Genomic DNA, 12,094 nt, shown 5'->3' on the forward strand with positions numbered 1-12,094 from the left:
TCACTATCTGAGCTTCGGAGGATTCTTCGCCAACTTTGAGCGAGAAACAGATGAGCATCCCTGTCTGCTTTGGGCCCAAAGTGACCGCTCAATCAGCCCGCAGTGATACCCACACTCACCGCAAACCCGGCTGCCGCAACAACGCCCCCAGCACCAGCGCCTCCGCCATCACCTCCAGAGCCTCTTCCAGCGTAGCCAGCAACTCCGGCAGTTCTGGCAGCCCTGGCAACCAGGGCCAGTGCGGCTGCACCTCGGGCCATTGGTCCACGGCCATCGCCGCCAGCCCCACGGCGAACCCGGTCCACAGCAGGGCCTGGGTGCTGCGGTGCGACAGTGCCCGGTGCAGCCACGCCAGCGTGGCCAGGCCCACCCCAGCCACCGCGAGCATGGGCGCCTCGCGCACGGCGCCCCAGCGGCAGGCATCGGTCCATTCGTGGCAGCGGAACTTCCACAGCTCGTGCAGCATGAACTGCTCGTCCAGCGCCAGCGCGCCGAAGGCCAGCACCAGCCACACGCCCAGCCGCCCGGGCAGGCAGCGCTCCGCCGTCAGGCGCAGCGCGGTGATGCACAGCGTGAGCAGCAGCGCACTCGACAGCCACGATGCAGGCGAGTTGTCGGAGCGGAACGCGCGCTCCCAGCCCGGCGCAAAGATCCATGCGCTGAACAGCAGGAACCCCGCCACCGCGCCCAGCAGGGCGGGTGCGACCCCCGGGTGGGGCGCCCGCGTGGGGCCGGGCGTGTGGTGGGATGGTGGGGCAGGGCGTTGGCGCATGGCGAGCTTGGAACCACGGGGCACCGGCACCGGGTGGTGCCAGCGGACCGGCGCAATTTTGAATCAGATAGGCCACTGGCGCTGGAATTTAGTGCATTTTCAGCTATGCATTTGGTAGCTTGTTGATGGTTTTGCACGCTGCGGGCGGCGTGCCCTGTTCACGCCCGTGGAATCGCTTCAGAATCGGAAACTCCCACGCTTGTCCGGTATGGCCCTCCCCATCGACCCCTCCCGCAGCGCGCTGCCGCCCGTGGCCCAGTTCCTGGCCGAAGCGGCCCTGCAGCGGCAGGCCGCGCTGCTGGGGCTGGACAAGCCCGGCCCCGCGACCGCGCCGCTGCCCACGGCCGACCCGAGCGCGCCTCCGCCCACACCGACCTCTCCCAGCCCGCCCGCCGGACCTCTGCCCGCCCCGGCGGCCGACAAGGCCAGCATCTCGGCGCAGGCGCGCGAGCAGCTCGGCGCAGGTTTTGAACCACGGCGCGGCGTGGCGGGCAACGCGGCCGCCGCTGCGGCCCCCGGCGCCAGGGCCGGCGCCGCGCCGCGGGGGGCGCTGGCACCGCCGCCGCTGCCCGTGGGCGCGCCTGTGCCAGCCTCCTCCACGGCATCCGTGTCGGGCGCCGACTGGCCCGCCACGGGGCTGGGTGCGCCGCTGCTGCGCATGGTGGGTGCGCTGGTGGCGCAGCTCACGGCGGGCAGTGTGGCGCCTCAGCGGGTCACGGCCGCCCAGCCCTGGCCCATCGGGCTGGCGCAGGCGCTGGAAAGCGGCGCGGTGGACGCGGAGACGCCGCCGCTGCAGACCTGGCTGGTGCGCCAGGGCAGCGTGCAGACGCCCGAAGGCCCGCGCGGCTTTGCGCTGACCCTGCGCGTGCCGGTGCCGTGGCTGGCGTCGCAGGCGCCTTCGGCTGCCGCATCCGCAGCGGCGGCGGCGACCGCCACGCCCTCCACGGCGGCGCCGCTGCAGGTGCCGTTCACGGGCAGTGCGCAGTCGCTGCAGTCCGGGGTGTTCGCGATGGTGCTGCAAGGGCTGGAGGCCTCGGCACCCCGCACCAGCGCCTTGCTGGTGATGGATTTCCAGCCGCAGATGCCCGCTGCCGTGTATGGCCGCGACCTGCTGGCGCAGCTGCGCATGGACCCGTGGACGCAGATGGCCGTGCTGCAGGCCAGCGGCCAGGTGCCGCGCGAGGAGGACCGCGCCCGCAACGGCGCCACCGGTTTGTGCGAGACCGTGGGCTGCCCTTATGCGGCCCGCGCGGAGTGCGCCCAGCCTTTCTGCCTGGCGCAGCGCGGGGTGCGGCCACCGGAGCCGGTGGGCCCCGCGCCCGGCGCCTAGAGCCGGTTCGTCCCGGACTTTTCGGGGATCGCGCTGGCGGGGCGCGGCCTCGCGGGTCAGCGGGTCTTGTGCAGGATGTCCGCGTGGCGCGACCGCGTGATGGGGTAGGCCACCAGCAGCGGAACGGCCAGCACCAGGCACAGCGCCGGCAGCACGCCGGTCATCAGGGTGATGCCCTGCAGCGCGCTGGCCGACTGCGCCACGTTGGGCACGTAGCCCGTCACGTCCAGCATGCCGGCCACCATCACCGTGGCCAGCGTGCGTGCCAGCTTGTCCATCAGGCCGTACAGGCCGTAGTACATGCCCGTCTTGCGCTCGCCGGCCTGCATGTGGCCGTGGTCGATGGTGTCGGGAACCATGGCGAAGGGCACGATCCAGTGCGCGCCCATGCCGATGCCGATGACGACCAGGATGCCCATGACCAGGCGCTGGTCGCCCGGCCCCACCCAGTACAGCGCCACCAGGCCGCCCGCGCACAGCACCAGGCCCAGGACGTACGCCCAGTTCTTTTCCCAGCGGTCGACCACGACCTTCCACACGAACAGCGACAGGCCCACCACGCCGAGCAGCGTGCCCATGTAGCGCGGCAGGTCGCCCTTGTCGCCTTGCAGCTGGTAGATCACGAAGTACGCGAGCGAGGCCTGCACCAGCGTGAGGCCCAGGCGCACCAGGGTCGCGGCGCTCATCAGCAGCAGGAAAGGGCGGTTGCGCAGCGTGGTGCGCAGGGTCTCGCGCACGCTGTCCCACATGGGTTGGCGGTCGCTGGCGTCGGCGGCGGGCTCGGCGCCGCCCTGGGGCTCGCGCACGCGCCAGGCCACCACGGCCACGGCCGCGCCGGCGATCAGGCCGAAGCACGAGCCCGCGAGTGCATAGCCGGTGCGGGCGTCGGGCGCGGCCCGCACCAGCACCGGCATGAACACGCTGCCCGCGAAGAAGCCCAGCAGCGCACCCATGGAGGCATGGGCCGTGAGGCTGGTGCGCTCGTCGTAGTCGGTGGTCATGTTCGCGGCCATCGCCTGGTAGGGCAGCTGCACCAGCGTCATGAGCGTGTCGAACACGGTGTACGTGATGGCGATCCACAGGAACGCGGCCACCGGCGACAGGCCCGGCGGCACCATCCACACCGCGGCTGCCGCAATGCCCAGCGGGAGGGCTCCGTAGACGAGGTAGACGCGGTGACGGCCCCAGCGCGAGCGCGTGCGGTCGGTCACCCAGCCGAACAGCGGGTCGTTGACGGTGTCCCACACCTTGCCCACCAGCAGCGCCGCGCCGGCCACGGCGGGCGCGACCAGGGCCACGTCGGTGTAGAAGATCATGAGCATGAAATTCATCGCCGCGACCAGCATCTGCAGGCCGACGTTGCCGACCGCGTAGCTGAGCTTGGTGCCGAGGGTCAGGGGCGATGGCGTGGTGCTGCCCGGCGCGTGGCTGGGGTGCATCACGGTGCCACCGCCGAGACGGACGCGGGCATTGCGGCGGACGTGGGCGCAGGGGCGGCTGCGCGCGGCGGCGCGGCTTCGAGCATCAGCCGCACTTCGCGGCGCAGCATCTTGTTCAGGAAGCTGCGCGGAATCTCCTCGACGATGCGGACATCGTCGGGGCACAGGGTGGCGGGCAGCTGCTGCGCCAGGTACTGCGCGATCTCACCCTCCAGCGTGCCCCAGTCCTGCCCCTTGCGCCAGCTCTGGCGCAGGCTCAGCACCAGCACGGCCTGCGCGCCATGCTGCACCAGGCAGGCCTCCTTGACCGAGGGGTGGGTGTGGGCCACCTCCTCCACTTCGCGCGGGTTCAGCAGCTGCCCATCGCGCGAGACGCGGTCGGCGCTGCGCCCCAGCACGTGCAGGTAGCCTGCCGTGTCGAAATAGCCCAGGTCGCCCATCACCACCCAGCCGTCGCGCAGGGTCTCGCCGGTCTTTTCGGGGTCGAGCCAGTAGCCGTCGAAGCGCACGGGCGTCAGCACGGTGATCAGGCCCATCTCGCCATGCGGCAGCGGCGTGAAGTCGTCGCCGCGGATGACCACCTGCACGCCGGGCATGACCCGGCCCACGGTGGAGAGCACCTCCAGGCCGAGCGGGTTGCCCTGGGCATCCACGTGTTCGTGCGGCAGCAGCCAGGTGATGGGCGGCAGGGCCTCCAGGCAGCCGTAGCCCTGCTGGAAGATCGGCCCGAAGCGGCGGATGGCCTCGGCGATCTTGGGCGCGGGCATCATCTCCGAACCATAGGGCACGTGGGTCAGCGACGACAGGTCGTACTGGTCCAGCGTGGGCTCGTCCAGCAGGTCGATGATGGCCGAGGGCGAGAGGAAGGCGCGCGACACGCGGTGCTTCTGGATCAGCCCCGCGAGCGTGCTGGCGCGGAAGTCCTCGGGCATCACCAGCGCCGCGCCCGAGAGCAGCGTGGGCAGCACCAGGCCCGAGCCCGGCCCGGTGAGCGGCAGGCCCAGCATGTTCACGTCGGGGCCGTGGGCGGGTGGCCTGAAGTCGATGGCGCGCGAGATCAGGCGCACGCTGTCCAGGTACTTGCGGTTGCTGTAGCCGATGGACTTGGGCAGGCCCGTGGTGCCCGAGGTCATGTGCAGCGCGAACACGTCGTCCTCGTGCACCTCGGCGGTGCCCGCGGTGGGGGTGGCCAGCGCCAGCGCCTGTTCGTACTCATCCCCCAGCGCCAGCAGGCGCAGGCCGGGCAGCTGCTCGCGCACGGCCTGCAGGATGGGGGCGCTCAGCAGCGGGTCGTGGATGAACACTGTGGGCTTGACGCGGCCCATGGTGGTGAGCGCCGCATCGGCCGGCAGGTGCTTGTGGAAGCTCGCGAAGATGGTGCCGTTCTCGAACGTGGCCAGGCGGGTTTCGTACTGCTCGCCGGTCTCGGGCAGCCAGGTGAACACGACGTCGCCCTTCTTCACGCCCTGCGCCTGCATCCAGGCCTGCAGGCGCAACACGCGCTCGTGCAGCTGCGCATAGGTGAGCGTGCCGCGCCGGTCGATGAGCGCGGGCTTGTGGGGGTGCAGACGGTACGCCAGGCGGGCGACGGCGCGGGCGGTGCGCAAGCGGTTCAGGAGAAAGCGCGCCACCAGGCTGCGCAGGGAAGGTAAGGCCACCGGAAGTCTCCCAGGAGGGGCGTGAAAGCAAGGTCAAGGAAGTTTTTCACGCGCACCCGTGGCAAAAGATGACCATTTGTACGTGCGCGTATCTTCTTGTTTCTGCTTCGGCTGTGCGGTCGCTTTGGCTCCGTGAACGGCGGTGCGCGCCGCGTGCCCGTCGCCGTGGCGCAACAAGCAGGCCGGCGCACCGTGCGCAGACAAAGAAAAAACCGCCAGGCCGGATCACGGCGTGGCGGTTGTTTGGCAAGGCCCGCCCCGGTAAGGGCGTGGCCAGGATGGCGGACTAGAAAGTGCCCCTGCGCAATCAGGCGGCGCCTTCACGCCAGGCCACCGGCGTGTCCCCTCGGGGGAAGCGGCGCAGCCGCTGCGGGCGCTTACGGATACAGGCCGCGCATTTCGCGGGCGTGCAGGATGCGCTGGCAGGCCACGATGAAGGTGGCGGTGCGCAGGCTCACCTTGTGCTCTTGCGCCACTTGCCAGATGCCCGCGAAGGCCTCTTGCATGATGCGCACCAGGCGGGCGTTGATCTCGTCCTCGCTCCAGAAGAAGCTGGAGAAATCCTGCACCCACTCGAAGTAGCTCACCGTCACGCCGCCGGCATTGGCGATCACGTCGGGCAGCACCAGCACGCCCTTGTCGTGCAGGATGTCGTCGGCCTCGGTGGTCGTGGGGCCGTTGGCGCCTTCGATCACGAGCCTGGCCTTGATCTGGCCCGCGTTGTCCTTGGTGATCTGGCCTTCGAGCGCGGCGGGGATCAGGATCTCGCAGTCCACGCCCCAGAACTCCTCGGGCTGCATCACATCGGCGCCGGCGAAGCCGCCCACGCCACCCCGGGTCTTCACGTGCGCCAGCAGCGCGGGCACGTCCAGGCCCTTGCCGTTGAAGATGGTGCCGGTGTGGTCCTGCACGGCCACCACCTTGGCGCCGGCTTCGGCAAACAGCTTGGCCGCGATGCCGCCCACATTGCCAAAGCCCTGCACGGCCACGCGGGCGCCGTCGAGCGCCAGGCCGGTGAGCTTGGCGGCTTCCACGCCCACGGTGAACACGCCGCGGCCGGTGGCCTCCACACGGCCGAGCGAGCCGCCCAGGTCCACGGGCTTGCCGGTCACCACGCCGGTGGCGGTGGCGCCCACGTTCATGGAATACGTGTCCATCATCCAGGCCATGATCTGGCCGTTGGTGTTCACGTCGGGGGCGGGGATGTCCTTGGACGGGCCGATCAGCAGGCCGATCTCGCTGGTGTAGCGGCGCGTCAGGCGCTCCAGCTCACCCATCGACAGCTTCTTGGGGTCCACGCGGATACCGCCCTTGGCACCGCCGTAGGGCACGTTCACGGCGGCGTTCTTGACCGACATCCAGGCCGACAGGGCCATCACTTCGGACAGTGTCACGTCCTGGTGGAAACGCACGCCGCCCTTGCCGGGGCCCCGGCTCAGGTTGTGCTGCACGCGGTAGCCCTCGTAGTGGGCGATGGTGCCGTTGTCCAGCTCGATCGGCACGTCCACGATCAGGATGCGCTTGGGGCGCTTGAGCGTTTCCACCCAGCGCGCCAGGCTGCCCAGGTAGGGGGTGACGCGGTCTACCTGCTGCAGGTAGTTGCCCCAGGGGCCGAGGTGGTCGGCCTGCAGGTACGAGGGCAGGGTGTGGACTGCGCCTGCGGGGTTGGAGGCTGGGGCGCCCGTGGATGAAGACATGGTGAATTCCTTGTGGGATCAGTTCAAGCCGCGAAGCTTATGCCTGCCGCCGCACGCTGTCTAAGGCCGTAGTGTTTGTGTGTTATGCATTTGTTGCATAACCACGCAAACGACCGCCCCATGCGGCACTGCACCATGGGCCGCGCCGGGCGCGGGCACCGGGCGGCCGCCCGCCACGCCGGTCATTCCACCGTGAAATGGGTCAGCGCCGGGTCGCCCGTCGGGTAGCGCAGGTCCAGGTTCTGCAGCACCTCGCGCAGCACGGTGGCGATCATCAGGTTGCGGTGGGTCTTGGAATTGGCGGGCACGATGGTCCACGGTGCCCAGGGCGTGTGGGTGGCGGCCAGCAGGGCGTCGTAGGCGCGCTGGTACTCCGCCCATTGCTTGCGCACCTCGATGTCGCCCATGCTGAACTTCCAGTGCTTGGCCGGATCGTCCAGGCGCTCCTGCAGGCGCTGTCGCTGCTCCTCGGGGCTGATGTGCAGCAGGAACTTGAGCACGATGGTGCCCGTTTCGCCGAGCATGCGCTCGAAGTCGTTGATGTGGGCCAGGCGCTGCTGGTGCTGTTCGGGCGTGATCCAGCCGTTGACCACGGGCACCAGCACGTCCTCGTAGTGGCTGCGATTGAACACCGTGATGTCGCCGGCCTGTGGCACCTGCTGGTGGATGCGCCAGAGGTAGTCGCGGGCGCGCTCGGCCTCGGTCGGCGCCTTCCAGCCCACGGCATGCACGCCCAGGGCGCTCATGCGGCCGAACACGCCCCGGATCGTCCCGTCCTTGCCCGAGGTGTCGGTGCCCTGGAGCACCACCAGCAGCTTGTAGCGTTTGTCGGCATAGAACAGGTTCTGCAGCGCATCGAGTTCCTCGGCCAGCGCCTCGACGGCGGCCTTGTCCCGGGCTTTCTCGCCCTGCGAAAACGGCTTGGCGCCCGGGTCGTAGTCCTGCAGCGACACGCCGCGTGGCGGCTTGCCCCGGCTGCTGCCCTTGCCCTCGCCATCGGCGGGCTTGCCGGGTTGCCATTGCGACCAGAGCTCGGCGGCCTTGTTGCGGGACTTGGGAATCAGGGGTGACGGCATGGGGTTCCAGGCGCGGTGCGTTGGTGTGAAAGAGGTTAGCTCACAAGTGGCCTGCGTGGGCCGGCGGCTGCTGCCACTGGTCGTGCCGGCCGTCGATGCGCACGATGGCCAGCCGCGAGAGGTCTTCGTCCGTCAGCCCGTCGATGCAGCCCACGTTGACGCCGTACATCTCGCCCATCGGCGTCTCGGTGCCGTGGCCGAACACGCGCACGCCGCAGTGCCTGCAGAAGTAGTGCAGGTTCTTGCGCGTGTTGAACTGGTAGCGCGTGAGCTCGTCCTGCCCGCGCACGATGTGAAACTGGCCCGGCAGCGCCACGGCTGCCCAGAAGCGCGTGCGCCGGCAGATGGAGCAGTTGCAGCGGAAGGTGGGCTGGCTCAGGTCCAGGCCCGCCTGCACATGGACGGCGCCGCAATGGCAGGTGGCGGTGTAGGTCTGGGGCATGGGCGGGTCCTCGGAACGTGTGGCGATCTTGCAGGGCGAGGGCGGATGATCGCAAAAGCGCGGCTGCGGGGCTACCCCGCCAGCCTTCTGCCGGGGTTCTTTCAACCTTCAACCGCGCCCGTGCGCCATGCGGTAGGCCAGCGGCGTCTGCCCCGTGGCCTGCCGAAAGGCCCGGTGCAGGCCGGCTTCGCTGGCAAAACCCAGGTCTTCGGCGATGCGCTTCAAGGGCCGTGGCGTGTCGCACAGCGCCTCGCTCACCTGGCGCAGCTTGATGCGGCGCATCCAGTGCGCCGCCGGCAGCCCCGTGTGGGCCTGCACCCGGCGCGCCAGCGTGCGGGGCGACACGCCCAGCGCGTCCGCCAGCGCGGGCAGCCGCAGCTCTGCGGCGGGGCTGCGCTGCACCCAGAGCATGGCGCGGCGCAGGTCGGCGTCGGCCGTGGCCATGAGGTCGTGCCCCGCGAACGCCGGGTGGGTGGCGCGCGGGCGCGGCAGCATCAGCAGCGCCTGCAGGTCCGCCAGGGCCTCGGGCGCGATCCGCGCGCCCAGGGCGTGCAGCATCAGCGGCAGGTGGCCGTTGGCACCGGCCGCCGTGGTGGCGGCGCCGTCCTGCACCAGGGGTTCGTCGAAGCGCCAGCGCACGGCGCCGAACTGCTGCTCCAGCGCGGCGCGCAGCCACCAGGTGGCCGTGGCGCCACGGCCGCGCAGGCGGCCGCTGGCGGCGGCTAGCAGCACACCGGCGCAGTAGCTCCACACCTGCGTGCGGCGGGGCAGGGCGGCCAGGGCCCGCACCACCGGGGCCAGCTGCTGCAGTTGCGCGGCCAGGTCGTTCGTGGACGAAAGCCACAGGCCGGGGACCAGCACCGCATCCACATCGGCCCCGGCCAGGGCGGCGGTGGGCGCCAGCGCCGGCCCCTGCCACGTGGGCACGGGCTGCAGGTCGGCGCCCACCCACTGCGTCTGCACCACGGGCCGCTGCACCCGCAGGCCGGCCGCTCGGGCCATGTCGGCGGCAGCGAACAGGCCCGCTGGCATGCAGCCGGGGTACAGCAGCAGGCCCAGGCGCAGCGGGGCGGCGGGCGGCGGCACGGAGCGACGCGGGAGGGATGGCTCGACGGGTGTTGCCATGGGGGAAGAAGTGGTTGGCCGGAAATGGCAAGAAGTTGTCCGATCAGGCCATTCTCGCGCAGGCCGCGGCATCCCACAATCGGCCATCGACCCACCCCCCGGCCCTGTTGGAGACCCCCATGCACATCACCCATCTGCGCAATGCCACCGTCCTGCTGGAATTCTCATCGGAAGGCCGCCCCGTGGGCCTGCTGGTGGACCCGATGCTCGCCCCGCGCGGCGCCCTGCCTGCGCTGCGCTACCTGGGCCAGGGGCGCGAGCGCAATCCCATCGTCGACCTGCCGCCGGGCACGGACGCGGCGCTGGAGCGCGTGACGCACGCCCTCATCACGCACTGCCAGCGCGGCCACTTCGACCACCTGGACCGCGCGGGCAAGCGTTTTCTGCGAGAGCGGCAGATTCCGGTGGTCTGCATGCCGCGCGATGCGGGCTACCTGGCGCAACGGGGCCTGGCGGCGTGGCCGCTGTCCGGCCCGCAGCGCCAGCCGTTCGCGCTGGGCGGCCATGTCACGCCGATCGCCTGCGTGCACGGCCGGGGCTGGATCGGCCGGTTCATGGAGCACGGCCATGGCTACCTGCTGGAGCTGCCGGGCGAGCCCCGCGTGTACCTGGCGGGCGACACGCTGCTGACCCCCGCCGTGCGCGACTGCCTGGCGCGACTGAAGCCGGATGTGGCGGTGCTGCCCGCTGGGGGCGCGCGCTTCGACATCGGCGCGGAAATCCTCATGGACGCCGCCGACATGGCCGAGGCCGCCGCGCTGACGCCCGGCACCCTGGTGGTCAACCACCTGCAGGCCCTGGACCACTGCCCCACCACCCGCGCGGCAGTGCGTGCGCTGGCCGAGCAGGGCGGCTGGGCGCACCGCCTGTGGGTGCCCGAGGACGGCGAGGCGCGGCGGTTCCGGCGCACGACTGGCGGCATGGATGCTATTGAAATAATAGCTAATTGCGCATGATGGTCAGGCGCTGGAGCCCTTCTTGAGGGTGCAGTCGCCGGGGGCCGAGCGCACCCCCGTGCTCTCCCGCATCAGCGCCACGAAGCGCGCCGCGCCCAGGCCCAGCGGGCGCTCCTTGGACCACACCACGTCCACCCACAGTGCGGTGCCGTTGCTCAGGTTCTCGAAGGGCATTTCCACCAGGCGGCCGGCCTCGATGCGTGGCTGCACCAGCGCGCGGGGCTGCCAGCCCCAGCCCAGGCCCGCTTCGATCAGCCCCAGCGCGGCCAGGTGGTTGTCGGTGCGCCAGTGGTGCCGGGCAAACACAAAGCGGGGATCGGTCTGCGCCAGGTCGCGGCTGGCCACGACGATCTGGCGCGTGGTGGTCAGGTGCTCCTCGCGCAGCATGGCGCGCCCGGGGTCTTCGCCCCGCGCCTTCGCCGACGCCCGTGCGCCCTCCAGCACCGGATGCTGGGGGGCGATCACGGCGACCAGCGTCTCGGTGCCCACCTCCTGGAAACCCTCGCGCCCGTCGATGCTGGGGCGCTCGAACACCAGCGCCAGCTGGGCGCGGCCGCCGTGCAGCAGCTCCAGCGCATCCACCTGCGGCGCGGCCAGCACCTCGACCTGGAGCAGCGGGTACTCCTGCGCCAGCGCGGCCAGGGGCCCGGTCCAGCGCGCAGCGAGCAGCTCGGGGGCGATGGCCAGCGTCAGCCGCTCCTCCAGCCCCTGGGTCAGCGCGAGCGCCTGGGCGTTGAGCTGCTGCAGCTGGCCCGCCAGCAGCCGGGCCTGGGGCTCCAGCGCACGCGCTGCCGCGGTGGGCCGGGGCTCGCGCCCGCTGCGGTCGAAAAGCTGCACGTCCAGCTCGGCCTCCAGATGGGCCATCGTCATGCTCACCGCCGAGGGCACCCGCGAGAGCGCGCGTGCCGCCGCCGAGAACGAGCCGTGGTCCAGCGCGGCCAGAAAGACCTGCACGCTGTCGGAACTGAAGGCCATGGTGGTTCCTGATCTATCAATAAAACTGAAACAAGCTGACTTTATATGTCAGATTGTTGAATATAAAGTCCGGCCCATGGACAAGAAACCTACTCTTTTTGGTCTGCAGGGCCTCAAGCGCCGCCTGATCTATGTGACCTTGTACGAACTGATCGCCATCGTGGCGGCGACGGCGGGGCTGGCCCTGCTGACGGGTCAGGGCGCGGGCCATTCGAGCGTGGTGGCCGTGGCGGCCTCGGTGATTGCCATCCTCTGGAACATCATCTTCAACTGGGCCTTCGAGCGCTGGGAAGCACGCCAGCCCGTGCGCGGCCGCAGCGTGGCGCGGCGCGTGGCGCATGCCATCGGTTTCGAGGGCGGACTGGTCTTCACGCTGGTGCCGCTGTTCGCGTGGTGGTTCGGCATCAGCCTGTGGCACGCGTTCGTGATGGACCTGGGGCTGATCGTGTTCTTCCTGTGCTACACCTTTGTCTTCAACTGGGTGTTCGACCATCTGTTCGGCCTGCCGGCCTCGGCCATGGAGCCCGTGGCTGCCTGAGGTTGCAAGGAATTTCGCTATCAAATTAATAGCTATTGGCGCTTGATGGATAAGCGCCAAAGGTCAATTTGACCTCAACTGACCTG

General features: G+C 70.4%; 11 protein-coding genes. 3 read left to right on the top strand and 8 right to left on the bottom strand.

The annotated features are described in order from the left end of the window. Nucleotides 1-115: 115 nt before the first annotated feature. Nucleotides 116-772, bottom strand: coding sequence for a DUF8692 domain-containing protein (locus AC07OD_RS23815; protein WP_494598208.1), 657 nt, complete (start codon nucleotides 770-772; stop codon nucleotides 116-118). Nucleotides 773-980: 208 nt separating this feature from the next. Between AC07OD_RS23815 and AC07OD_RS23820 the strand changes: the two genes are divergently transcribed. After that, nucleotides 981-2,102: a hypothetical protein gene (locus AC07OD_RS23820; RefSeq protein WP_494598209.1), complete on the top strand. Its 1,122-nt coding sequence runs from the start codon at nucleotides 981-983 to the stop codon at nucleotides 2,100-2,102. 56 nt (nucleotides 2,103-2,158) lie between these two features. On the opposite strand, the gene AC07OD_RS23825 is transcribed toward AC07OD_RS23820, so the two are convergent. The 6 genes from AC07OD_RS23825 to AC07OD_RS23850 all read right to left on the bottom strand — a co-directional run bounded on the left by AC07OD_RS23825 (nucleotide 2,159) and on the right by AC07OD_RS23850 (nucleotide 9,539). Then, a complete protein-coding gene (locus tag AC07OD_RS23825) occupies nucleotides 2,159-3,541 on the bottom strand; it encodes an MFS transporter (protein ID WP_494598210.1) in 1,383 nt (460 codons plus the stop codon). Continuing rightward, the gene (locus AC07OD_RS23830; protein WP_494598211.1) at nucleotides 3,541-5,199 is read right to left on the bottom strand and encodes a class I adenylate-forming enzyme family protein; all 1,659 of its coding nucleotides are present in this window, start codon (nucleotides 5,197-5,199) and stop codon (nucleotides 3,541-3,543) included. The genes AC07OD_RS23825 and AC07OD_RS23830 overlap by 1 nt, the downstream gene beginning before the upstream one ends. A 377-nt stretch (nucleotides 5,200-5,576) precedes the next feature. After that, nucleotides 5,577-6,896, bottom strand: coding sequence for a Glu/Leu/Phe/Val family dehydrogenase (locus AC07OD_RS23835; RefSeq protein WP_218296543.1), 1,320 nt, complete (start codon nucleotides 6,894-6,896; stop codon nucleotides 5,577-5,579). A 182-nt stretch (nucleotides 6,897-7,078) separates the two neighbouring features. After that, nucleotides 7,079-7,972: a PPK2 family polyphosphate kinase gene (locus AC07OD_RS23840; RefSeq protein WP_494598212.1), complete on the bottom strand. Its 894-nt coding sequence runs from the start codon at nucleotides 7,970-7,972 to the stop codon at nucleotides 7,079-7,081. 40 nt (nucleotides 7,973-8,012) lie between these two features. Further along, nucleotides 8,013-8,414 (bottom strand): GFA family protein, encoded by a 402-nt coding sequence (locus tag AC07OD_RS23845; protein WP_218296545.1) that lies wholly within the window; start codon nucleotides 8,412-8,414, stop codon nucleotides 8,013-8,015. A gap of 108 nt (nucleotides 8,415-8,522) precedes the next feature. Next, on the bottom strand, nucleotides 8,523-9,539 hold the full coding sequence (locus tag AC07OD_RS23850; protein ID WP_494598213.1) for a helix-turn-helix domain-containing protein: 1,017 nt from the start codon (nucleotides 9,537-9,539) through the stop codon (nucleotides 8,523-8,525). A 119-nt stretch (nucleotides 9,540-9,658) separates the two neighbouring features. Between AC07OD_RS23850 and AC07OD_RS23855 the strand changes: the two genes are divergently transcribed. Continuing rightward, complete coding sequence (locus tag AC07OD_RS23855) at nucleotides 9,659-10,495, top strand: MBL fold metallo-hydrolase (RefSeq protein WP_492244778.1); 837 nt, start codon at nucleotides 9,659-9,661, stop codon at nucleotides 10,493-10,495. A 3-nt stretch (nucleotides 10,496-10,498) separates the two neighbouring features. On the opposite strand, the gene AC07OD_RS23860 is transcribed toward AC07OD_RS23855, so the two are convergent. After that, nucleotides 10,499-11,470, bottom strand: coding sequence for a LysR family transcriptional regulator (locus tag AC07OD_RS23860; protein ID WP_494598214.1), 972 nt, complete (start codon nucleotides 11,468-11,470; stop codon nucleotides 10,499-10,501). Between the two features lie 76 nt (nucleotides 11,471-11,546). On the opposite strand from AC07OD_RS23860, the gene AC07OD_RS23865 reads away from it, so the two are divergent. Then, a complete protein-coding gene (locus tag AC07OD_RS23865) occupies nucleotides 11,547-12,008 on the top strand; it encodes a PACE efflux transporter (protein ID WP_218296549.1) in 462 nt (153 codons plus the stop codon). The last annotated feature ends 86 nt before the right edge of the window (nucleotides 12,009-12,094 follow it).

It is taken from the genome of Acidovorax sp. GW821-FHT10E03, from assembly GCF_059415205.1.